Raw genomic sequence first — 23,241 nt, 5'->3', positions numbered from 1 at the left:
CTGAGACAGCCGACCCGGCGTTCGAGGTGTGACGTCAGCTACCCGTGCGTGGGCCCGGCACGCTCGCCGACAAGGACGACGCCGCGCCGATCGCGCTGGCTGCCGTGCGGCGGGTCTGCATCGGGACCGGGCCCTCGGGAGGGAGCGCGGTGAGCGGACCCGAAGGGATGGACGGGCTGGTGGGGCCCGGCGTGCCTTCGGGATCGGTCGGGCGCTCGCTCTGCGGGCGACGGGCGCGGTACGCGGCACGGTACGCCGCCGGCGACGAACCGAGCTGGCGGCGGAAGTGCCCGCGCAGGGCGACGGGGGAGCGGAAGCCGCAGCGGCCCGCCACCTCGTCCACCGAGTAGTCCGACGTCTCCAGCAGGCGCTGGGCCTGCAGGACCCGCTGGGTGATCAGCCACTGGAGCGGGGCCGATCCCGTCAGCGAGCGGAAGCGGCGGTCGAACGTACGACGACTCATGTACGCGCGTGCCGCCAGCGTCTCCACGTCGAACTGCTCGTGGAGGTGCTCCAGCGCCCAGGCGACGACCTCGGCCAGCGGGTCGGCGCCGATCTCCTCTGGTAAAGAGCGGTCCAGGTATCGCTCCTGACCTCCCGTCCGGCGCGGCGGGACGACCAGCCGACGGGCCAGCGCACCGGCCGCCTCGTTGCCGTGGTCGGTCCGCACGATGTGGAGACAGAGGTCGATGCCCGCGGCCGTACCGGCGGACGTCAGTACGTCGCCGTCGTCCACGAACAGTTCTCTCGGATCCACGTGCACCGACGGATAGCGCTTGGCCAGCGTCGGTGCGTACATCCAGTGTGTGGTCGCGGGGCGGCCGTCCAGCAGGCCCGCCGCGGCGAGGACGAAGGCGCCGGTGCACAGTCCGACGATGCGGGCGCCTTCCTCATGGGCCCGGCGCAGTGCGTCGAGCGCGTCCTCGGGCGGTGGTGAAGTGATCGAGCGCCAGGCCGGTACGACGACCGTGCCCGCACGTGAGATCGCTTCCAGGCCATGTGGCGCGGTGAGTTCCAGGCCCCCTGTGGTCCGCAGTGGGCCTTCTTCGCCGCCGCACACCAACAGTCGGTAGCGCGGCACGCCGGCGTCCTGGCGGTCAATCCCGAACACCGACAGCGGTATGGAACTCTCGAAGATGGGGCCGCCGCTGAACAGCAGCACCGCGACGATCTCCTTGCGGCGTCGCCCGGAAAGCTTCCGGGCCGCGGCTTCCGGCGCGGCAGTGGAGTCGTGGCTCATACTGCTAAGCCCCCCTCGGTGGTCGCGGCTCCTCGGTTGTGTCGCTCCTGCACGTTTCCCCTCGGTCCTGCACGAGTCCCCCGCCGTAAGACGTCAAGATCGAATCTACTGTGTCGCGTGGTGCCGGAGTGACCCAGTTCGGGAACCGGCACATTGTCGACATGGCAACTTGGCGTGAAGCATTCGATCACGAAGCGTTGCACTCGTGGGCCGTGCAGGGAAGTGCGCCTTGTCGCAGTGGCCAATCCACGTAGGGTGCGCAGGGTCTCCGGGACCCTTTCCGTGCAGGTGGAACGGGGGTTGGGGGGTACTGAGGGTAAGGATCGCGCCCTGGCCGGAAGTTGGCTGAAAAGCGCTGTGGGTGTGCACGGAAACCGGTCAGCCGACCGGTGTACTTCCCCCAGTGTGCCGCCCACCCCTGCGAGCGCTCGTGCCGCCCCGGTGCCGGTGGCCGCGGGACGGTGTCCGCTCCTCGGCCCGCAGCTGTGCGGCACCGCGCTCGGACTGCCGCAGCAGCAGCCGGCACACCGCGGTGACGGCGGCCAGGCCGAGGGCCGTACCTGCGGCGCCGGCGAGCGAGCCGCCGTACCAGAGGAGAACCACGGGGACCAGGACACAGCTGAAGGCGGCCCAGCGGACGACGTCGGTCACGGAGTCCTGGGGCGGGGTGGTCTCGGGGGTGACGTGCGGTCCGGACATGCGTGCTCCCTGGGGCGGCGGCTCACGGGGTTCAACGCCTGTTCGAGCGGTCGGTCACTGTACGCCCCCCTCTTACCGGCCGCACGGTAAGTGAATCCTGTGCAAACCGCCTGTACAGCGCAGCAACCATTGCGTTACGGGCGCCCCCTCGTGCATGCTCCCTGGAACCCCCACGCACGGGGGGCGGGATCTGCGCTAAGGAGGCGTGCCGCCGTACCCTTGGGGGTATGGGGTTGGGAAGATAATTCCCGGACACAGCTCCGCCGCACTCTGTCGTCCCTCCCAAAAAGGATCAAAACGCCGAGACAGCCATGGCCGGTCACGAATACTTCGAACCCGCGGACCGCAAGCGGCCAGTCGCCGACCCCACGTCGGCCGAGCCCCTGGCGGCGGAAGAACCACGCCATTCCTGCGATCCAGCCTTCAAGCACGGTGTCGTCGTCGGCTTCGACGGCTCCACCTCCAGTGAGCGCGCCCTGGCGTACGCCATCGGCATGGCCCACCGCTCCGGCTCGGGCCTGATCATCGTCCACGTCGCCAACCGGCTGCCCACCACGGTGTGGGCCGGCTGCGAGCCACCGGTCTTCGTCGATGTGCCGGACCACCGCACCGAGGTGCTCGGTCTGGAGCTGGCGTGCGCCGAGTACTTGGCGGAAGTGCCCTGGATCCTGGTCGAGCGCGGCGGCGACATCTGCCACGAACTCGAAGAGGTGGGGCGGGAGTACGAGGCGGACGCGATCGTCGTCGGCTCGACCCACGGCATCGTCGGGCGCATCTTCGGCTCCGTGGCGGGGCGGCTCGCCAAGCGGGCGCAGCGGCCCGTCGTCGTCATCCCGTAACTCGTAGGTCCAACTCGTCGGTCGGCTCTGAATTCCCTGCTGTGCAGAGGTGTTTGTGTCCTTGTGAAGGGCATATATCGGTCACACCGCACAAACGCACATGCATGAAGGGAGCCCGCCGTGGACAATGACGTCTCTGCGGGAAGCACCACCTCGATCGTCGGCCGACTGGCCCTGGGAATCACCCTGTTGGCGTTCGGCCTGGGCTATGCCGACGTGATCGACGGGGTGTCGGCGGCTGACGCCGTATCACTGGCCCACTACGTGGGCGGAGTTGCCCTCTTCGTCGCCGGACTGTTCGCCTTCCGCGACGGCGACGCCCTGACCGGTACGGCCTTCGCGGCCTTCGGCGCGCTCTGGTTCACCTGGGCCGTCACGGCCGGTGACTCCGTCTCGGACAACGCGGCCGGGTTGTTCCTGGTCCTGTTCGCTCTGGTCGCCCTGTCCGTGACCCTCGCGGGTGGGGATCAACTGACGCAGGGTACCTACGGGTTGTTCTTCGTCTCCCTGGTGCTGCTCGCCATCGCCCAGTTCGCCGGAAGTGACGGTCTGAGCAAGGTCGGTGGGTGGTTCGGTGTCGCTGCGGGAGCCGTTGCCTGGTATTCGGCGACGGCCGCGTTGGCCCACTGGCCGACCGTGCTTCCGCGGCGGGCTGCCGGCCGGGGTGTGACGGCCACCGGCTGATCAGCAGCGGAAAGAACCCCCACGTGCAGGAGGCACACGTGGGGGTTCGTTCTGCCGGGACTACTCCACCGTCACCGACTTGGCGAGGTTCCTCGGCTTGTCGATGTCCCGGCCCAGCGCCAACGCCGTGTGGTAAGCGAGGAGTTGGAGGGGGATGCCCAGGAGGATCGGGTCGAGTTCGGGCTCGTTCCTGGGGACCACGATCGTCTCGTCGGCCTTTGCCTGCGGCTGGTGGGCGACCGCCAGGATGCGGCCGCTGCGGGCCTTGATCTCCTCCAGGGCGGCGCGGTTCTTCTCCAGGAGATCGTCGTCGGGGACGATCGCGACCGTCGGGAGCGCGGGCTCGATCAGCGCGAGGGGGCCGTGCTTCAACTCCGAGGCGGGGTAGGCCTCGGCGTGGATGTAGGAGACCTCCTTGAGCTTCAGCGAGGCCTCACGGGCCACCGGGTAGCCCCGGACGCGGCCGATGAAGAGCATCGAGCGGGCGTCGGCGTACTGCTCGGCCAGCTTCTTGACCTCCTCCTCCTGCGCCAGGATCTCGGTGATCTGGGCGGGCAGCTTGCGCAGGCCCTCGATGATCCGCTTGCCGTCGCGGACCGAGAGGTCGCGGGTGCGGCCCAGGTGCAGGGCGAGCAGCGCGAAGGCGACCGTGGTGTTGGTGAAGCACTTCGTGGAGACCACGCAGACCTCGGGTCCCGCGTGGACGTAGATGCCGGCGTCCGCCTCGCGGGCGATCGCCGAGCCGACGACGTTCACGACGCCGAAGACCCGCGCGCCCTTGCGCTTGAGCTCCTGGACGGCGGCGAGGACGTCGTAGGTCTCGCCGGACTGGGAGACGGCGACGTACAGGGTGTCGGGGTCGACGACCGCGTTGCGGTAGCGGAACTCGGAGGCCGGCTCGGCGTCCGCGGGGATGCGGGCCAGCTCCTCGATCATCTGGGCGCCGATCAGGCCCGCGTGGTACGAGGTGCCGCAGCCGAGGATCTTCACGCGGCGGATCTGCCGGGCCTCGCGGGCGTCCAGGTTCAGGCCGCCGAGGTGCACGGTGGAGAAGCGGTCGTCGATGCGGCCGCGCAGGACGCGGTCGACGGCCTCGGCCTGCTCGTGGATCTCCTTGTGCATGTACGTGTCGTGGCCGCCCATGTCGTAGGAGGCCGCCTCCCACTCCACGGTGGTCGGCTCGGACGTCGTACGGGTGCCCTCGGTGGTGTACGTGCGGAAGTCGTCGGCCTTGAGGGTGGCCATCTCGCCGTCGTCCAGCGTCACTATCTGCCGCGTGTGGGCGACCAGGGCGGCGATGTCCGAGGCGACGAACATCTCCTTCTCGCCGATGCCGAGGACGACCGGGGAGCCGTTTCGCGCCACCACGATGCGGTCGGGGAAGTCGGCGTGCAGGACGGCGATGCCGTACGTGCCCTCGATCACCCGGAGGGTCTCGCGGACCTTCTCCTCCAGGGTCTCGGCCTGGGCGCGAGCGATGAGGTGGACCAGGACCTCGGTGTCGGTCTCGGAGAGGAACACCACGCCGTCCGCCTCCAGCTTGCGGCGCAGGTCGGAGGCGTTGTCGATGATGCCGTTGTGGACGACGGCGACCTTGCTCTCGGCGTCCAGGTGCGGGTGGGCGTTCACGTCGGAGGGGGCGCCGTGGGTTGCCCAGCGGGTGTGGGCGATGCCGGTGGTGCCCTTGAAGCGGGCCGGGACCTTGGCCTCCAGGTCGCGCACCCGGCCCTTGGCCTTGACCGTCTTCAGGCCTGCCGTCTTGGGCGAGGTGACGGCGATGCCCGCCGAGTCGTAGCCGCGGTACTCAAGGCGCTGCAGGCCCTCCAGCAGCAGCGGGGCCACGTCACGCCTGCCGATGTATCCGACGATTCCGCACATATATACGTGTTCCTCTGGTCCTGTCGGCTGCGGCTCAGCCGTAGACGATGCGGCGCAGCTGCCTGAGCGTGAGCTCCGGCGGCGCGACCGCCCGGTATTTCAGATCCGCCTCGATCCGGTCGAAGATCTCCGCGTTCACCAGGCCCTGGGCCTGCAGCTCGCGGTGGCGGCGACGGACGTACTCCGTGGTCGTCTCGTCGAAGTAGGCGAGCACCTCCTGGATCACCCGCAGCGCCTCGCCCCGGCTCAGGGGTGAGGAGCGCGTCAGATGATCAACGAGTTCGTCGTGCACCCGGTCGATCCTGGGGTACCGGAGAGCGTTTCGCAAGAATCCTGCCCGATATCGGGCAACGGCCTGTTGGCAAGCTTTGGGAGAACGTTGAAACTCTCATGGACCTCTGTTCGCGGCCTGTCCATTCCGCGTCTTGCGCCTCGTTGTCTGAGGGGACGAGTTTCAGACGCCATGGACATTCCTCGTATGGGCGTACCCGAGCAGCTGGCCGAGCGCATGAGCATGGCCGAGCAGCACGAGTACCTGCGCGCCACATTCTCCCGGCGCAACGTGATGAGAGGCGGCGCCGTGACGATCGGCGCCGTCGTCGGTGGCGCGTTCGTGCCGGGTGCGGTCGCGCAGGCCGCGGTTCCCACCCAGCGCACCGCCCCCGTGACCGAGACGGTCGACGGCTCGCTCGTCTCCCCCTTCGGCCGTCACCTCGCCTTCGGCGCCGACGCCGGCACCGAGATGACCGTCTCGTGGCAGGTGCCGCTCCCGGTGAAGAAGCCCTTCATCCGCATCGGCGCCCACCCCTGGGACCTCTCCCGCAAGATCGAGGCCGAGGTCCGCTCGCTCTACACGCCGGCCGGCGTGGGCGCCAGCGCCGACCACACCCAGTACTACGTGCACGCCAAGCTGACCCACCTGCGCCCCGGCAGGACCTACTACTACGGCGTCGGCCACCAGGGCCTCGACCCGGCCGAGCCGCACCTGCTGGGCACCCTGGGCACCTTCACCACCGCGCCCGACCGCAAGAAGTCGTTCACCTTCACCGCCTTCGGCGACGAGGGCGTCGGCTACCACGGCCTGGCCAACAACAGCCTGCTGCTCGGCCAGAACCCGGCCTTCCACCTGCACGCCGGCGACATCTGCTACGCCGACCCGTCCGGCGGCGGCGTGACCTCCGACACCGGCTTCGACTCGCGGGTGTGGGACCAGTTCCTCGCCCAGACCGAGTCGGTCGCCAAGTCGGTGCCGTGGATGCCCGCCTACGGCAACCACGACATGGAGGCCTGGTACTCGCCCAACGGCTACGGCGGCGAAGAGGCCCGCTGGAACCTGCCGGACAACGGCCCCGACCCCAAGAACCTGCCGAGCGTCTACAGCTTCACCTACGGCAACACGGCGATCATCTCGCTCGACGCCAACGACATCTCCTTCGAGATCCCGGCCAACCTCGGCATCTCGGGCGGCACGCAGACCAAGTGGTTCGAGAAGCAGCTGAAGAAATACCGCGCCGCGAAGGACATCGACTTCATCGTCGTGTTCTTCCACCACTGCGCGTACTGCACCTCCACCGCGCACTCCTCGGAGGGGGGAGTGCGCCAGGAGTGGGTGCCGCTGTTCGAGAAGTACACGGTGGACCTGGTCATCAACGGCCACAACCACCAGTACGAGCGCACCGACGTCATCAAGGGCGACAAGGTCGTCAAGAAGCTGCCGATCGGCGAGACCGCGTACCCCGAGACCGAGGGTGTCGTGTACGTCACCGCGGGCGCGGCCGGCCGCAGCCTGTACGCGTTCAGCGCCCCGGACTCCTACGAAGGTCACGTCAAGGACGTCGAGTCCGTCGCCGCCTTCGTCAACACCAAGTCCGGCAAGGTCAACGAGACCGTCGCCTGGTCCCGGGTGCGCTACCTCAACTACTCGTTCCTGCGCGTGGACGTGGAGCCCGCCGCGCGCGGCCACCTGGCCAAGCTGAAGGTGTCGGGCATCGCCGAGACCGGCGCCCGCGTCGACCACTTCACGATCGCCCGCAAGGCCAAGTGACCACCGCCGGGCGCCCGGAAGGCGGGGCGTACCGGTGAGACGGCAAGCAGTCCAGGAGTGACCGACAGGCGGTCCTCGCGCGCTACATGCGCTTGAGGATCGCCTGTTTGGCCAAGGTGAACTCCTCGTCGGTCAGCACGCCCGAGCTTCGCAGCTCGCCCAACTCCCGCAGCCGGCGCAGCAACGCGTCGTGACCGTCCTCGACCGGGTCGGCGGCGGGCGCGAGTTGGCGGGGCGAGGCGTCCTGCGGCGGGACGTCCGCGGGGGCCGCGGCCGGATGCGGGAGGCGGGCCTGGACGGCCGCCGCGACCAGGGCCATCAGCGGATCCTTCTTGAAGCCCCACAGCTCCACCGAGTTGGGGTCGTACTTCGGCGGCGCCTTGGTCGGCGCGTGCCGCACGGTGAAGCGCAGATGCCCGTTCTCCAGACCCACCGCGGGCTGCCACTCGACGCCGATGATGTCGGCGACGGCGAGGCTGCGCACCCCGGCGGCGGCCTTGGCGTCCTCGGTCTTCCAGTTCCACTCCAGTCGCACGCGCTCCCCGTCGAAGCTCGCCGTGCCGTCCCCGGCGGAGACCGACACAGGCACCGCCGGGCCGGGCAGCAGATAGCCGTCCACCGGATCGGCCGGCACCTCGTCCAGCAGCAGCGCGTTGCGCACCTCGTCCACGAAGTACTCGGCGACGCCGTACCGGTCGGACTCCACCACCAGTTGGTACGGGTCGTTCGGCTCGGCCAGCCGGCCCCCGGTGGCGTGCAGCAGCGGGTCGGCGCCGTCGCGCAGCCGCAGTCTGAGCCTGCCCGACTTGCGACCCTGTTCGAAGGACACGCCCGCCAACGCGCCCAGCGGGACGATGAGTTCGCCCAGGGTCCTGCGCAGCAGGCTGACGTTCTTGTCCCGTCCGGGAGTCAGTCGCAGGGCGTCGCCGTCGAACGCCCAGGTGCCGTCCTTCTGGAGGATTTCCGCCATGGAGGGATTGTTTCACCGGATCTGCGGGAGAGTGGTCTTGACCAATCTGTCCCTCCACTCTGGTCACAGTCGAAGGGAGCGCATGTGAGACGGCACCACAGAACGACTCCCCGCATGGTCCGGGTCCTCGGATCCCTGCTGCTCGTCGCCGCGGCCGGCACGTTCACGGCCGGCGCGGCACCTACCCCCACGACACCCGCCGCGACCCCGCTCGACCAGGTCGTTCCCACGCCCGCCTCGGTCAGCCCGGGCGGAGCGCCGTACCGGATCACCCGTGACACCGCCATCAAGGTCGGCGACCACCGCGAGGTCCGCCGCGTCGGCGAGTACCTGGCGGCCGTGCTGCGCCCGTCCACCGGCTATCCGCTGCCGGTCACCACCAAGGGACGCGGCGGCATCCGGCTGCACCTCGACCCCGGACGGTACGGCGCCGAGGGCTACCGCCTGGACAGCGGCAGCGGCGGCGTCACCATCACCGCCGGCGCTCCCGCCGGTCTCTTCCACGGCGTGCAGACCCTGCGCCAACTCCTGCCCGCCGCCATCGAGTCGAAGTCCGTCCAGCACGGCCCGTGGACCATCGCGGGCGGCACCGTCGAGGACCGGCCGCGCTACTCCTACCGCGGCGCGATGCTCGACGTCTCCCGGCACTTCTTCACCGTCGACCAGGTCAAGCGCTACATCGACGAACTCGCCCTCTACAAGATCAACAAACTCCATCTGCACCTCAGCGACGACCAGGGCTGGCGCCTGGCGATCGACTCCTGGCCCCGCCTGGCGAGCTACGGCGGCTCGACCCAGGTCGGCGGCGGCCCCGGCGGCTTCTACACCAAGGCGGAGTACAAGGAGATCGTCCGGTACGCCTCCTCGCGCTTCCTGGAGGTCGTCCCCGAGATCGACATGCCAGGACACACCAACGCGGCCCTGGCCTCGTACGCCGAACTCAACTGCGACGGTGTCGCGCCCCCGCTCTACACGGGCACCGAGGTCGGCTTCAGTTCGCTGTGCGCGGGCAAGGACGTCACGTACGACTTCGCGGAGGACGTGATCCGCGAGCTGGCCGCCCTCACCCCCGGCCGCTATCTGCACATCGGCGGCGACGAGGCGCACTCCACCAGCCATGAGGACTACGTGAAGTTCATGGACCGGGTGCAGCCGATCGTCGCCAAGTACGGGAAGACGGTGGTCGGTTGGCACCAGCTGACCGGCGCGCACCCGGCGAAGGGAGCACTCGCCCAGTACTGGGGTCTGGACGACGCCAGCGCCGAGGAGAAGGCACAGGTCGTGGCGGCGGCACAGAACGGGACCGGGCTGGTCCTCTCGCCGGCAGACCGGCTCTACCTCGACATGAAGTACACCGACGACACCCCGCTGGGCCAGGACTGGGCCGGGCTGGTCGAGGTCAGGCGGGCCTACGACTGGGACCCGGGCACCTACCTCGCCGGGGCGCCGAGTTCGTCCATCAAGGGTGTGGAGGCCCCGCTGTGGACCGAGACGATCGTGACGAGCGCCGACATCGAGTACATGGCCTTCCCGCGGCTCGCGGGCACGGCCGAACTCGGCTGGTCGCCGGCCGCCACGCACGACTGGGACACCTACAAGGTGCGGCTCGCGGCGCAGGCTCCGCGGTGGGACGCGCTGGGGATCTCCTACTACCGCTCCCCGCAGGTGCCTTGGCCGAGCAGCGGCTGAAGTGCCGCGTAGTCACCAGTAGTTGAGAAAAGGACGGGCACCCCGGAGGACCGTACTCCGGGGTGCCCGCCGTCTTCGGGGTCAGAACCCGGCGATCGGGTTCTTCAGGTTGCCGATCAGCTGCAGCGCGCCCGCCGGGTCGGCCAGGTCGACCATCTGCTTGTTGTTGAGCAGCTGGAGCCGGTTGAGGCAGGACAGCGCGAACTCGGGCGCGAACATGTCGTACTGCTCGAACTTCTCGGCGAGTTCGGGCAGCGACGCCTGGTACTCGCGGGTGACCTCGGCGACCGTGCGCCAGAAGTCGTCCTCCTCCATGACTCCCTCGGTCGCGAGGTTCGCGGCGAGGAAGCGGAAGAAGCAGTCGAAGACGTCCGTGAAGATCGACAGGAGTTTCTTCTCCTCCGGGACCTCCACGCGGATCCGCCGGACCTCGGGCGGCAGCACCGCGTCCGGGTCCATGACCGCGATCTCCTCGGCGATGTCCTTGTAGATCGCGCGCTGCACGACCCCGTCCTTCAGGACCAGGATCACGTTCTCGCCGTGCGGCATGTAGACCAGGTCGTAGGCGTAGAAGCTGTGCAGCAGCGGGGTGAAGTAGGCCCGCAGATAGTGCCGCAGCCACTCGGCCGGCGCGAGCCCCGACCGCTCGATCAGCGCGCCCGCGAAGGACGCGCCCTCGTGGTCGACGTGCACGAGGGAGGCCATGGTCGCCAGCTGCTCGCCCTCCTGGAGGGAGGAGACGGGGCTCTCGCGCCACAGCGCCGCGAGCATCTTGCGGTACGGGGAGTAGCGGTCGGTCGCCTTCTCGTACTCCAGGTGCCGGTAGCCGACGGCCGCCCGCTCGCGGATGATCGACAGGCCCGTCGACTTCAACACCGGGTCGCCCTCAACGAGCCCGGCAAGCCAGTCGTTGATGGCCGGGGTCGCCTCCATGTACGCGGCCGAAAGCCCGCGCATGAAGCCCATGTTGAGGACCGACAGAGCCGTCTTCACATAGTGCTTCTCGGGGTGCGAGTCGTTGAAGAAGGTCCGGATGGACTGCTGGGCCAGGTACTCGTCGTCGCCCTCGCCGAGGCAGACGAGGTGCCCGCGGGCGATCTCGGCCGCGAAGGTGACGGTGAGCTTGTTCCACCACTGCCAGGGGTGGACCGGGATCAGCAGATAGTCCTCGGGGTCCAGACCCCGCCCGCTGAGCTGCTCCCGGAACCGCTCGACCGTCTCCTCGCCCAACTCCTCGCGCAGGAACGACTCGTACTCGATGCCGACGCCCGCGGTGAACGCGGCGCGCGAGCGGTGCGCGGCCAGCCAGACCAGGCGGACCGGGCTCGCGGTCTCGGGGGCGTACGCGAGGTACTCGTGGATGCCGAAGCCGAGCCGGCCGTTGTTGGCGACGAAGCAGGGGTGGCCCTCGGTCATGCCGGTCTCGATGGCCTGGAAGTCGCTCTTCACCAGGTCGGCGGCCGGCACGTGGGGCTTGGTGAGCTTGAAGCAGGTGCCGGAGAGCGTGGAGGAGATCTCCTCCAGGTAGACCGGCAGGATCTCCTCGCTCAGGCCCAGCGTCTTCCGGAGTTCGATGAAGAAGTCCAGTGCGGCCAGCGGGAGTTCGGCGTCGTCCCGGCTGCGGGTGATCGAGCCGGCGTCCACCTGCCAGTGGTCGAGCGCGTGGCGGACGGCGGCGAACCGGTAGCGGGTCAGCCCGTCGTCGCTGCGGACGACGTACAAGTCCCCGTCGTTCTCAGGCGTGATGAGCCGCTCGTGCGCGAACTCGGCGAGCGCCTTGCGGATCAGCAGGCGGTTGGCCGTCTCCCAGCGCTCGGGGGAGAGGTGGGCCACGGCGTCGGCGAGGCTCATGCGGGCACTCCCGTCGTCGCCGGCCGGAACTGTTCGCGGGTGCAGAAGCTCAACAACGCCTTTTTCTCCGGCTTCTGGATCTCACGCTCGGGCACGAACCCGACCGCCTCGTTCAGGGCGTGCACGGCCGTGTTGGACACGTCCGGCTCGACGACCACACGCTCGGTCGCCGGGTCCTCGAAGAGGTGCGCGAGGACGGCGGTGATGACGGCGCGGGTGAACCCGTGGACGGGCGTGTCGGTCGCCGGGGTGAGGAAGTGCATGCCGACGTCACCGGGCAACGGCTCGTACAGCCCGACCAGTTCGCGGTGCGCGGGATCGTACTTCTCCATCAGGAAGACCGGTGTGCCGTCCCGCAGCCCGAGCAGCGCGTGGTGGTGCGGGTCGGCCGCGATCTCCATGTACGCGCGCTCGACGTCCTCGAGGCGGGCGTCCTGCATCATCCAGTAGGCCGCCTTGGGATGGGTGACCCACGTGTGCAGCAACTCGGCGTCCTGGAGCGGGTCCAGGGGGCGGAAGGTGAAGGTCATACGGCGAACTCCTGGAACGCGATGGTCTTCTCGACCGGGTAGTACTCGCTGCCGAGCAGCTCACGGATGATGGAGCTGTTGCGGTAGGCGCCCATGCCCAGGTCGGGGCTGGTGATGCTGTGGGTGTGCACGCCGGCGTTCTGCAGGAAGACGCCCCGGCCCGTGGTGTCGATCGCGTAGTTGCGGGCCACGTCGAAGTTGCCGTGCACGTCGTAGCGGAGCCGGTTCTTGATCGGGCGCAGGAACTCGGGCTCGGCGTACCGGTAGCCGGTGGCAAGGACCAGGCCCTGCGACTGCAGGTCGAACTCCTTGCCCTGCTCCTCCTGGCGGAAGGAGAGCGTGTACGTGCCGTTCTCGTACCGCGCGCTGTTCAGCGCGGAGTTGGTGAGCAGACGCGTGGGCACGGGACCGCCGAGGTTCTTCTGGTAGAGCAGGTCGAAGATCTCGTTGATGAGGTCGCCGTCGATGCCCTTGAACAGGCCCTTCTGCTCGGCCGTGAGCCGGTAGCGGGTGGCCTCGGGCAGCTCGCGGAAGTAGTCGATGTACTCCGGGGAGGTCATCTCCAGCGTGAGCTTGGTGTATTCGAGCGGGAAGAAGCGCGGCGAGCGCGTGACCCAGTTCAGCCGGTAGCCGTGCACGTCGATCTCACTGAGCAGGTCGTAGTAGATCTCGGCGGCGGACTGACCGGAGCCCACCAGCGTGATCGACTCCTTTTTGACCAGCTCCTCCCGGTGCTGCACGTAACGGGAGTTGTGGATGAAGTCGCCGCCCAGGCCCTCGCAGGCCTCCGGGATGTACGCCGGGGTGCCGGTGCCGAGGACCAGCCGGCGGGCGCGGAACACCTCGCCGGCCGCGGTCGTCACGACGTACAGCTCGTCCTCGTCGTGGTACGTCACCTCGGTCACCGTGGTGCCGAAGCGGACGCTGCTCAGCTGGTTCGCGGCCCAGCGGCAGTAGTCGTCGTACTCGACACGCAGCGGGTAGAAGTTCTCCCGGATGTAGAACGAGTAGAGCCGGCCGCGCTCCTTCAGGTAGTTGAGGAAGGAGTACGGGGAGGTCGGGTCGGCCAGCGTGACCAGGTCCGACATGAACGGGGTCTGGAGGTGCGCGCCCTCCAGGAACATGCCCGCATGCCACTCGAAGTCCGGCTTCGACTCCAGGAAGACACCGTCGAGTTCGTCGATCGGCTCGGTCAGACAGGCGAGGCCGAGGTTGAAGGGACCGAGCCCGATCCCCACGAAGTCATGGATGGTGGCAGGGGTTTCAGGACGCGCGGTCAAGGGGCTCTCCCAGGTGCTGCTCGGCGTGGCCGGCGATCAGGTCGAGGACGGCGGCGATGTCGGCCGCCGTGGTCTCGGGATTGAGCAGGGTGAACTTCAGGTAGTGGCGGGCGCCCACCTTGGTGCCCGCGACCACCGCGTCGCCGGAGGCGAACAGAGCCTTGCGGGCATACAGGTTGGCGCGGTCGATCTCGGCCGGGTCGGTGACCGCGGCCGGTATGTAGCGGAAGACCAGGGTGGAGAGCGTCGGCTCGACCACGACGTCGAAGCGCGGGTCGGCGGCGAGCAGCTTCCAGCCCTCCACGGCCAGGTCGCAGACCTCGTCGAAGAGTTCGCCGATGCCGTCGGCGCCCATCACGCGCAGCGTCATCCACAGCTTGAGCGCGTCGAAACGGCGGGTGGTCTGCAGGGACTTGTCGACCTGGTTGGGGATGCGCTCGGAGACCATCCGGCGCGGGTTCAGGTACTCCGCGTGATAGGTCGCGTGGCGCAGGGTCGAGGCGTCCCGGACCAGCACGGCGGACGAACTCACCGGCTGGAAGAAGGACTTGTGGTAATCGACGGTCACCGAGTCGGCGCGCTCGATGCCGTCGATGCGGTGCCGGTGCTTGAGCGAGGCGAGCAGCCCGCAGCCGTAGGCCGCGTCGACGTGCATCCAGACGCCGTACTGCTCGCACAGTTCGGCGATCTCGGGCAGCGGGTCGATGGAGCCGAAGTCGGTGGTGCCGGCGGTGGCGACGACGGCCATCGGGACCAGGCCGTCCTGCTTGCAGCGCTCCAGCTCCCGGGCGAGGGCGACCGTCTGCATCCGCTTGTCGCTGCCGACGGGGACGGAGACGACGGAGTCCTGGCCGAGGCCCAGCAGTTTCGCGGACTTCTTCACGCTGAAGTGGCTGACCTCGGAGGCGAAGATGCGCAGTTCGGCGAGCGAGTCGGCCTTGGACTCCTCACGGGCCAGCAGCAGGGCCTGGAGGTTGGACTGGGTGCCGCCGGAGGTGAACACACCGTCGGCGTTCTCGCCGAGGCCGATGCGGGCGTTGGTCCAGTCGATGAGCTTGCGCTCGATCAGGGTGCCGCCGGCCGACTGGTCCCAGGTGTCCAGGGAGGAGTTGACGGCGGACAGGACGGCCTCGCCGAGCACCGCCGGGATGACGACCGGGCAGTTGAGGTGGGCCAGGTAGCGGGGGTGGTGGAAGTAGATCGCGTCCCGGAGGTAGACCTCCTCCAGTTCGTCGAGCACGGCCGCGGTGTCGAGCAGCGGGGCGTCCAGGTCGATCCGCTCGATACGGGGAGCGAGGGCGTCGACCGTGACGCCGGTGAACGGACGGTCGGTGGCGGCGAGTTTGGCGGCCACCCGCTCGACGCCGTCGGTCACGGAGCGGCGGTACTGCTCCGCGGTCGTGTCATTGAGCAGGTGCGAGCGCATGGTGCGTGGTCCTCCGGTGGGGGCGGGGAAAGAGGGGCCCGGGGCGTGTTACTTAGGTTAGCCTAACCTAAGTAACGCGAACGAAACCCTGCCCCTGCCGTGACGGTGATCACGTGAGCCTCAGCAGCAACTGCCGAGCCATGACTGCCCAGTCGCGACGACTCGGTCGCAACGACCAGGCGCGATCACTCGGCCGCGCGCAGCTCTTCCTCGTTCATCCCGTACCGCCAGTACCCGACGAACGTCACGCGCCGCCGGTCGATCCCGCGCTCGTGGACGAAGTGCCGGCGCAGCGCCTTCACGCACCCCGACTCCCCGGCGATCCACACGTACGGCCGCTCGGAGTCCGGGAGTTGGGCAGCCTGGAGTGCGGCGAGGGCCATGGGGGACCCCTCGCCGCGGGTCTGATGTCCGGTCAGCCAGGTGATCTCGACGTCCGCCTCCGTCGCCGGGTCCTGGATGTCACCGGCGTCGGGCACCTCCAGCCAGGCCCGCACGCGCTGCCCGGCGGGAAGGGCTTCGAGGATCGCCGAGACTGCGGGGAGCGCGGTCTCGTCCCCCCACAGCACCACCAGGTCGGTGTCCTCGGGCGGCCGGAAGCGGATCGCGCGGTTGTCCGCGATCGCCGGGCCGAGCAGGACGACCCGGTCACCGGCGGCGGCCTCGGCGGCCCAGGCGGAGGCGGGCCCTGCCGGGGTGTGCAGAACGAAGTCGATGTCGATCTCGACGGTGTTGCCGCGGTCGTCACGACGTAGCCCCCGGAGCGTGTACGAGCGCATCACGGCCCGTACGTCGTCGGGGAGTTGCCGCCAGGCCTCCCACCACCCGTCGCCCAACTCATAGGGAACGGCAGGCACTTCCTGCCCGGGATGCGGCAGGAAGAGGGAGAGCGACTGATCGCACCCGTCGGAGAGGAAGTGCCGCAGATCCTCCCCGGCGAAGCCGACCCGGACCAGGGACGGACCGAGCCGCCTCGTCCGTACGACTCGAAGGGAGAAGAAACGGAACGGGGCGGCTACGGCCGTCGACATGCGTACTCCTAAAGAGGCCCTGCCAAGGGGCGGGCCCGGGCTCCTGGCGGGGCGGGGTCAGCTGACCTTCTTCGCGTTCTCGATCGCCTCGGCGAGGGCGGTGAGCTGCGGGGTGACCTTGGCGTAGGACAGGATCGGCTCGGTGGAGCGGGGGATGACCTGGCCGGCCTTGACGGCGGGCAGCTTCTTCCAGGTGGCCTCGGTGATGTCGGCCGGCTGGGTGGCGGAGGTGCGGTCGTCCATCATGATGACGTCGGCCTTGTACTTGTCGACGTTCTCCCAGCTCAGGCTCTCGTACCAGCCACCGCTCGCCTTCAGGACGCCGGCCGGCGGCTCGACGATGTTCACGCCGAGGGCCTTGTAGTACTCCAGGTCGATGGAGAGGTTGCTGCCGGAGACGTAGAACAGGTCCTGGCTCGCGGAGCCGACCAGCACCTTGATGTCCGGGTGGGCCTTGGCGGCGGCGCGCAGCCGGGTGGCGGCGGTCTCGAAGGCGGTCTTGGACTCCTTGACCCGGGCGGCCGTCATGTCCGCGCCGAGCGACTCCGCCAGGGACCACATGCGCTGGAGCGGCTCGGTGATCTGGCGGTCGTAGACGGAGATGCCGACGCTGGGCGCGAGCTTGGCGATCTTGTCCTTGGAGGCCTCGGGGACGTACCAGAGGGTGCCGGCGTCGTCGAACATCGTGGTGATGAGCAGCTGCGGGCCGAAGGCCGCGTACTCCTCCACGTTGAACTGGTCCCACACGTTGCCGAAGACCGTCAGCTTGCTGACGTCCATGTCGCCGGCCTGGACGTCGGCCTTGCCGTCCTTGGTCTTGGTCGGGCCGAACACGCCCTTCACGTCGATGCCGTAGTCGTGCAGCGCGGCGGCGACGCCGACGAAGGCGACGATCTTCGTCGGCACGGCGTCCAGCTTCACGGTCGTACCGCGGTCGTCCTTGAAGGCCCAGGCGCCCGACTCGGTGCCCGCACTCTCCGAGCCGGAGCCGCCGCTTTTCGCGTCGTCGTCACCACAGGCCGCGAGCGCGGCCCCCAGGCCGAGGGCACCACCGGCGGCGAGGAGGCCGCGGCGGGTGAAGTGGCTGGCACGGGCATTGGACATGGGTATGGCTGCTTTCGAACGGGGCGGAGCGTCCGCCGGACAAGTTCGAAGGTAGGTTAGCCTAACCTCAGCTCACGTCCAGGGGGTGGGGTGGGCCGCCGCCTGCGGTGATACCCGTGACCGGCGCCACGGCGACCCTCTCCAGGTGCTACCCGGCGAGCCCCAACTCCCGGGCGATCAGCATCCGTTGCACCTCACTCGTCCCCTCCCCGATCTCCAGGATCTTCGAGTCCCGCCACATCCGGGCCACCGGGTACTCGTTCATGAAGCCGTAGCCGCCGTGGATCTGCGTGGCATCACGCGCGTTGTCCACCGCGATCGTGGAGGAGTAGAGCTTGGCGAGGGCGGCCTCCTTCTTGAAGGGGGCGCCGGAGACCAGGCGGGCGGCCGCGTCGCGCCAGGCGAGGCGGGAGGTGTGGGACTTCATCTCCATGTCGGCGATCTTGAACTGGATGGCCTGGTTGGCGCCGATGGGGCGGCCGAAGGCGTGCCGTTCCTTGGCGTACTTGACCGACTCGTCGACGCAGCCCTGGGCCAGGCCGGTCGCCAACGCGGCGATCGCGATGCGGCCCTCGTCCAGGATGCGCAGGAACTGCGCGTAGCCGCGGCCCAGTTCGCCCAGCAGGTTGGCCGCGGGGACGCGGACGTCCGCGAAGGACAGCTCGCGGGTGTCGGAGGCGTTCCAGCCGACCTTCGAGTACGGCGCCGCGACGGTGAAGCCCGGAGTGCCGGACGGGACGATGATCGACGAGATCAGGGGGCGGCCGTCGGGCCCCCGGCCCGTCACCGCCGTGACCGTGACCAAGCCCGTGATGTCCGTGCCCGAGTTGGTGATGAAGCACTTGGTGCCGTTGATCACCCACTCGTTCGTCGACTCGTCCAGCTTCGCCGTCGTGCGGGTCGCGCCCGCGTCCGAGCCGCCGTCCGGTTCCGTCAACCCGAAGGCGCCGAGCATCTCGCCCGCGCACAGCCGCGGCAGCCACTCCTGCTTCTGGGCGTCCGTGCCGAAGAGGTGGATCGGCATCGCGCCGAGCGAGACGCCCGCCTCCAGGGTGATGGCGACCGACGAGTCGACGCGGGCCAGTTCCTCCAATGCCACGCCCAGCGCGAGATAGTCGCCGCCCATCCCGCCGTACTCCTCAGGGAACGGCAGTCCGAACAGGCCCATGCGGCCCATCTCGCGGACGATCTCGTACGGGAACTCGTGCCGCTCGTAGAAGTCGCCGATCTTGGGTGCCACGACGTCGTGCGCGAACTCCTCGACGGTGCGCCGGAGTTCTTCGAGTTCGGGGGAGAGCCGGAAGTCCATGAGTGATCAGTCCTTGTGGGAGAGGGCCCGGACGGTGCGGGACGGGCTGGGTCGGCCCAGTTGTTCGGCCATCCACTCGCTGGTGGCGACGAGGCGGCCGAGGTCGACTCCGGTCTCGATGCCGAGACCCTGGAGCATCCAGACGAGGTCCTCGGTGGCGAGGTTCCCGGTGGCCGACTTGGCGAACGGGCAGCCACCGAGGCCTCCGGCGGAGGCGTCGACCGTGGTGACCCCGTGTTCCAGGGCCGCGTAGGTGTTGGAGAGGGCCTGCCCGTAGGTGTCGTGGAAGTGCACGCCCAGGACGTTCGTCGGCACGCCCTGTTCGTTGAGCGCCGAGAGCAGCTCCAGTACGTGGCCCGGGGTCGCCACGCCGATGGTGTCGCCGAGGCTCAGCTCGTCGCAGCCCATGTCGACCAACGCCCGGCAGACACGCACCACTTGCGCGAGGGGGACCTCGCCCTCCCACGGGTCGCCGAAGCACATGGAGAGATAGCCGCGCACATGGGCGCCCTCGTCCTTGGCGCGGGCCACGACGGGGGCGAACACGGCCAGCGACTCGTCCACCGTGCGGTTGAGATTGGCCTTCGCGAAGGATTCGGTGGCGCTGGCGAAGACGGCGACGCGGCGCGCGTCCAGGGCCAGCGCCCGGTCGAGTCCGCGGGCGTTCGGCACGAGGACGGGGAGGTCCACCCCGGGCAGGTCGCGCACGAGCGGGAACAGCTCCTCGGCGTCGGCCAGTTGAGGCACCCACTTGGGGTGGACGAAGCTCGTCGCCTCGATCGTCGTCAGACCCGCGTCGGCGAGCCGGCGGATGAACTCGGCCTTGACCTCCGTCGGCACGGTCGACTTCTCGTTCTGCAGCCCGTCACGGGCGCCGACCTCGTGGATGCGCACCCGCGCGGGCAGATCGGCGACCGGTACGACCATCGGGAGTGTCACTGGTCCTCCTCCGCGGGTGTGACGACCACGGGTGTGACGACCGCCAGCACCTGGTCCATGGCGACCGTCGCGCCGGGCGTCACGTCGAGTTCGGCGACGGTGCCGGCGTGCGGCGCGGAGACGACGTGCTCCATCTTCATCGCCTCGACCACCAACAGGCTCTGCCCGGCGGCCACTTGATCCCCCACGGCGACCTTCACCACGGTCACCGTCCCCGGCATGGGCGCGGTGAGCGAACCGGCACCGGACCGGTCGGCCCCGCTGAGCGAGGCGGCCACCGGATCGTGGTCCCGCACCTGCCAGGCGTCCCCGTCCCGGCCGAGCCAGGTGCCGTCCGGCAGGGCGGTGAAGGTGTGCACGAGTCCGTCGAGCCGCACGAGGAACCGGCCGTCGGGCCCGGCCCAGCCGGACGCGTCGAGCGCCTTCCCGGCACCGTCCGGCAGCAGTTCGGTCCCGCCCTCGGGCGTGCGGCGGACGCGCACGGTCACCGGGTCGTGGCCCGGCACCTGGAGCGGGTGCGCCGTCCAGGCCCGCTCCCCGCCCAGCCGCCAGCCGTCCGTGGCGGCGAACGGGTCGGCCCAGCCGGAGCCCCGCCCGGGCGTGAGCCCCGCGTGGCGCAGCAGGGCGGCGGCCGCGTAGACCTCCACCGGTACCTCGCCGGACACCAGCCCGTCCGCCTCCCGCTCGACGAGCCCGGTGTCCAACTCGCCCGCCAAGACCGCCGGATGGGCGAGCAGCCGCCGTAGGAATCCGGCGTTGGTCGGCACGCCCAGCGTCACCGTGTCCGCGAGGGCGGCCCGGAGCTTCCTGAGCGCGGTCGCGCGGTCGGGGCCGTAGGCGATGACCTTGGAGAGCATCGGGTCGTAGAGACTGCCGATCTCGGTGCCTTCGGAGAGGCCGGAGTCGGTGCGGATGCCGTCGCCCTGGGGTTCGTGCAGCCGGACCACCGTGCCGCCGGACGGGAGGAAGCCCTTGGCCGGGTCCTCCGCACAGATCCGTGCCTCCACCGCGTGCCCGGTGAGCGTGATGTCGTCCTGCGCGAAGGGCAGCCGCTCGCCCGCCGCCACCCGCAGCTGCCACTCCACCAGGTCGAGCCCGGTCACCAACTCCGTGACGGGGTGCTCCACTTGGAGACGGGTGTTCATCTCCATGAAGTAGTACGACGACGGGTCGCTGCCGGGGACGATGAACTCCACCGTGCCCGCGCCCGCGTACCCGCACGACCGCGCCGCCTGGACCGCCGCCTCGCCCATCGCGGCGCGCGTGGCCTCGTCCAGGAGCACGCTCGGCGCCTCCTCGATGACCTTCTGGTGCCGGCGCTGCAACGAGCACTCGCGCTCGCCGAGGTGCACCACGTTCCCGTGGCCGTCGGCCAGGACCTGGATCTCGATGTGCCGGGGGCGGTCCACCCAGCGCTCCACCAGGAGCGTGTCGTCACCGAAGGAGGCGCGGGCCTCGCGGCGGGCGGCGGCGATCTCCTCGGCCAGCGCCGAGGCGTCCCGCACCAGCCGCATGCCCTTGCCGCCACCGCCCGCCGACGGCTTGAGCAGCACCGGCATGCCGATCTCCCGGGCGGCGTCGGCGAGTTGGGCGTCCGTCAGTCCGCTGCCGCTGGAACCGGGGACGACCGGCACCCCGGCCGCCTTCACCGTCTCCTTGGCGTGGATCTTGTCGCCCATGAGGGCGATCGCGTCCGCCGGAGGGCCGATGAAGACCAGCCCGGCGTCGGCGCACGCGCGCGCGAAGCCGGCGTTCTCCGCGAGGAAGCCGTACCCGGGGTGCACCGCCTGTGCTCCGGTGCGGGCCGCCGCCTCCAGGAGCCGCTCCACCGACAGATAGCTCTCGGCCGCCGGCGCCGGACCGAGCCGTACCGCCGTGTCGGCCTCCCGGACGTGCCGGGCGTCCGCGTCGGCGTCGGAGAAGACGGCCACCGAGCGCACACCGAGCGAGCGCAGGGTGCGGATCACGCGGACCGCGATCTCGCCCCGGTTGGCCACCAGGACCGTCTCGAACATCTCGACCATCTCGGGCACCCTCATCACATCCGGAAGACGCCGAACCGGGGTTCACCCAGCGGCGCGTTGGCACAGGCGGTCAGGGCCAGGCCCAGCACCTGGCGGGTCTCCAGCGGGTCGATGACGCCGTCGTCCCAGAGGCGGGCCGTGGCGTAGTAGGCGCTGCCCTGGCGCTCGTACTGCCGGCGGATCGGGGCTTTGAAGGACTCCTCGTCCTCGGCGGGCCACTCCTCCCCGCGTCCCTCCAGCTGGTCCCGCTTGACCGTCGCGAGGACCGACGCGGCCTGTTCGCCGCCCATGACGGAGATCTTGGCGCCGGGCCACATCCACAGGAAGCGGGGGGAGTAGGCCCGGCCGCACATCGAGTAGTTGCCCGCGCCGTAGGAGCCGCCGACCACGACCGTCAGCTTCGGCACGCGGGTGCAGGCCACCGCCGTGACCATCTTGGCGCCGTGCTTGGCGATGCCACCGGCCTCGTAGTCCTTGCCGACCATGAACCCCGAGATGTTCTGCAGGAACACCAGCGGGATCCCGCGCTGGTCGCACAGCTCGATGAAGTGGGCGCCCTTCTGGGCGGACTCGGAGAACAGGATGCCGTTGTTGGCGACGATCCCCACCGGGTGGCCGTGGATCCGGGCGAACCCGGTGACCAGGGTCTGCCCGAACTCCGACTTGAACTCGGCGAACCGGGAGCCGTCGACCACGCGCGCGATGATCTCGCGTACGTCATAAGGGGTGCGGGAGTCGACCGGGACCGCGCCGTAGAGCCCGTACGGATCGACCTTCGGCTCGACCGCCTCGGTGACCTCCCAGGGCAGCGGCCCGCGCGCGGGGAGCGTCGCGGCGATGTTCCGGACGATCCGCAGCGCGTGCGCGTCGTCCTCCGCGAGGTGGTCGGTCACGCCCGACACGCGCGCGTGGACGTCACCGCCGCCCAGCTCCTCGGCCGTCACGACCTCGCCGGTGGCCGCCTTCACCAGGGGCGGGCCGCCCAGGAAGATCGTGCCCTGGTTGCGGACGATGACGGCCTCGTCGCTCATGGCCGGGACGTACGCCCCGCCCGCCGTGCACGAGCCCAGCACGGCGGCGATCTGCGGGATGCCGGCGCCCGACATCCGGGCCTGGTTGTAGAAGATCCGCCCGAAGTGGTCGCGGTCGGGGAAGACCTCGTCCTGCATCGGCAGGAAGGCGCCCCCGGAGTCGACCAGGTAGATGCACGGGAGGTGGTTGTCGAGGGCCACCTCCTGCGCGCGCAGGTGCTTCTTCACCGTCATCGGGTAGTACGTGCCGCCCTTGACGGTGGCGTCGTTGGCCACGATCACGCACTCGCGCCCCGACACCCGCCCGATCCCGGCGACCACCCCGGCGGCCGGCGCCTGGCCCTCGTACATCCCGTCGGCGGCCAGCGGAGCGAGCTCCAGGAACGGCGACCCCGGATCCAGCAGGGTGTCCACCCGGTCCCTGGGCAGCAGCTTCCCGCGCGCGGTGTGCCGGGCCCGCGCCTTCTCGCCCCCGCCGAGCCGGGCCGCGGCCAGCTTGCCGCGCAGCTCCTCGGCGAGCGCCCGGTGCGCCGCCTCGTTGGCCCGCCACGCCTCCGACGCGGGATCTTCCGCGCTCGTCAGCTCCGGTGCCTCTTGCATCCTGCGGTCCCCTCACCCAGCGATCGACTGTTAATGAGCGTTAACCATTTCCTTCAGGTTAACGACCGCTAAC

The 23,241-nt window shown here is 69.8% G+C and carries 19 protein-coding genes; 4 read left to right on the top strand and 15 right to left on the bottom strand.

Going from position 1 to position 23,241, the window contains the following annotated elements; all coding sequences use genetic code 11:
• Nucleotides 1-34 precede the first annotated feature (34 nt).
• Nucleotides 35-1,240 (bottom strand): helix-turn-helix domain-containing protein, encoded by a 1,206-nt coding sequence (locus ACIQI8_RS15890; protein WP_402349775.1) that lies wholly within the window; start codon nt 1,238-1,240, stop codon nt 35-37.
• Between the two features lie 378 nt (nt 1,241-1,618).
• Nucleotides 1,619-1,939, bottom strand: a complete 321-nt coding sequence (locus ACIQI8_RS15885) for a hypothetical protein (RefSeq protein WP_402349772.1) — start codon at nt 1,937-1,939, stop codon at nt 1,619-1,621.
• A gap of 311 nt (nt 1,940-2,250) precedes the next feature.
• Between ACIQI8_RS15885 and ACIQI8_RS15880 the strand changes: the two genes are divergently transcribed.
• Nucleotides 2,251-2,778: a universal stress protein gene (locus ACIQI8_RS15880; RefSeq protein WP_402349769.1), complete on the top strand. Its 528-nt coding sequence runs from the start codon at nt 2,251-2,253 to the stop codon at nt 2,776-2,778.
• Between the two features lie 120 nt (nt 2,779-2,898).
• Nucleotides 2,899-3,462, top strand: coding sequence for a GPR1/FUN34/YaaH family transporter (locus tag ACIQI8_RS15875; RefSeq protein WP_402349767.1), 564 nt, complete (start codon nt 2,899-2,901; stop codon nt 3,460-3,462).
• A gap of 60 nt (nt 3,463-3,522) precedes the next feature.
• On the opposite strand, the gene glmS is transcribed toward ACIQI8_RS15875, so the two are convergent.
• Both glmS and ACIQI8_RS15865 read right to left on the bottom strand, forming a co-directional pair.
• Complete coding sequence (glmS, locus tag ACIQI8_RS15870) at nt 3,523-5,340, bottom strand: glutamine--fructose-6-phosphate transaminase (isomerizing) (RefSeq protein ID WP_402349764.1); 1,818 nt, start codon at nt 5,338-5,340, stop codon at nt 3,523-3,525.
• A 34-nt stretch (nt 5,341-5,374) separates the two neighbouring features.
• Entirely contained in the window at nt 5,375-5,632 is a 258-nt protein-coding gene (locus ACIQI8_RS15865) for a hypothetical protein (protein WP_124000174.1), read from the bottom strand.
• A gap of 186 nt (nt 5,633-5,818) precedes the next feature.
• On the opposite strand from ACIQI8_RS15865, the gene ACIQI8_RS15860 reads away from it, so the two are divergent.
• Entirely contained in the window at nt 5,819-7,384 is a 1,566-nt protein-coding gene (locus ACIQI8_RS15860) for a purple acid phosphatase family protein (RefSeq protein ID WP_402350492.1), read from the top strand.
• 82 nt (nt 7,385-7,466) lie between these two features.
• Here the strand turns inward: ACIQI8_RS15860 and ACIQI8_RS15855 are convergent, their stop codons facing one another.
• Nucleotides 7,467-8,354, bottom strand: coding sequence for a DUF4429 domain-containing protein (locus ACIQI8_RS15855; RefSeq protein WP_402349761.1), 888 nt, complete (start codon nt 8,352-8,354; stop codon nt 7,467-7,469).
• Nucleotides 8,355-8,438: 84 nt separating this feature from the next.
• On the opposite strand from ACIQI8_RS15855, the gene ACIQI8_RS15850 reads away from it, so the two are divergent.
• A complete protein-coding gene (locus tag ACIQI8_RS15850; protein ID WP_402349757.1) occupies nt 8,439-10,043 on the top strand; it encodes a beta-N-acetylhexosaminidase in 1,605 nt (534 codons plus the stop codon).
• Between the two features lie 81 nt (nt 10,044-10,124).
• On the opposite strand, the gene ACIQI8_RS15845 is transcribed toward ACIQI8_RS15850, so the two are convergent.
• From ACIQI8_RS15845 to ACIQI8_RS15800, 10 genes are all read right to left on the bottom strand, one after another.
• The gene (locus ACIQI8_RS15845) at nt 10,125-11,894 is read right to left on the bottom strand and encodes an IucA/IucC family protein (protein ID WP_402349754.1); all 1,770 of its coding nucleotides are present in this window, start codon (nt 11,892-11,894) and stop codon (nt 10,125-10,127) included.
• Nucleotides 11,891-12,424 (bottom strand): GNAT family N-acetyltransferase, encoded by a 534-nt coding sequence (locus ACIQI8_RS15840; RefSeq protein ID WP_402349751.1) that lies wholly within the window; start codon nt 12,422-12,424, stop codon nt 11,891-11,893. Before ACIQI8_RS15840 ends, ACIQI8_RS15845 begins: the two co-directional genes overlap by 4 nt.
• The gene (locus tag ACIQI8_RS15835; RefSeq protein ID WP_402349750.1) at nt 12,421-13,704 is read right to left on the bottom strand and encodes a lysine N(6)-hydroxylase/L-ornithine N(5)-oxygenase family protein; all 1,284 of its coding nucleotides are present in this window, start codon (nt 13,702-13,704) and stop codon (nt 12,421-12,423) included. The genes ACIQI8_RS15840 and ACIQI8_RS15835 overlap by 4 nt, the downstream gene beginning before the upstream one ends.
• A complete protein-coding gene (gene desA, locus ACIQI8_RS15830) occupies nt 13,688-15,130 on the bottom strand; it encodes a lysine decarboxylase DesA (RefSeq protein WP_402349747.1) in 1,443 nt (480 codons plus the stop codon). Before desA ends, ACIQI8_RS15835 begins: the two co-directional genes overlap by 17 nt.
• Nucleotides 15,131-15,315: 185 nt before the next feature.
• Nucleotides 15,316-16,161: a siderophore-interacting protein gene (locus tag ACIQI8_RS15825; protein WP_402349744.1), complete on the bottom strand. Its 846-nt coding sequence runs from the start codon at nt 16,159-16,161 to the stop codon at nt 15,316-15,318.
• 57 nt (nt 16,162-16,218) lie between these two features.
• On the bottom strand, nt 16,219-17,265 hold the full coding sequence (locus ACIQI8_RS15820; protein ID WP_402349741.1) for an ABC transporter substrate-binding protein: 1,047 nt from the start codon (nt 17,263-17,265) through the stop codon (nt 16,219-16,221).
• A gap of 148 nt (nt 17,266-17,413) precedes the next feature.
• Nucleotides 17,414-18,574: an acyl-CoA dehydrogenase family protein gene (locus ACIQI8_RS15815; protein ID WP_402349738.1), complete on the bottom strand. Its 1,161-nt coding sequence runs from the start codon at nt 18,572-18,574 to the stop codon at nt 17,414-17,416.
• Between the two features lie 6 nt (nt 18,575-18,580).
• On the bottom strand, nt 18,581-19,501 hold the full coding sequence (locus ACIQI8_RS15810; protein WP_402350489.1) for a hydroxymethylglutaryl-CoA lyase: 921 nt from the start codon (nt 19,499-19,501) through the stop codon (nt 18,581-18,583).
• An 8-nt stretch (nt 19,502-19,509) separates the two neighbouring features.
• The gene (locus ACIQI8_RS15805; protein ID WP_402350486.1) at nt 19,510-21,528 is read right to left on the bottom strand and encodes an acetyl-CoA carboxylase biotin carboxylase subunit; all 2,019 of its coding nucleotides are present in this window, start codon (nt 21,526-21,528) and stop codon (nt 19,510-19,512) included.
• 23 nt (nt 21,529-21,551) lie between these two features.
• Complete coding sequence (locus tag ACIQI8_RS15800; RefSeq protein WP_402349735.1) at nt 21,552-23,168, bottom strand: carboxyl transferase domain-containing protein; 1,617 nt, start codon at nt 23,166-23,168, stop codon at nt 21,552-21,554.
• Between the last annotated feature and the right edge of the window lie 73 nt (nt 23,169-23,241).

It is taken from the genome of Streptomyces sp. NPDC092369 (assembly GCF_044755245.1).
Classification (GTDB): domain Bacteria; phylum Actinomycetota; class Actinomycetes; order Streptomycetales; family Streptomycetaceae; genus Streptomyces.
Note: the sequence above shows the minus strand (reverse complement) of the source record. Positions and strands in the feature narration are given on the sequence as shown.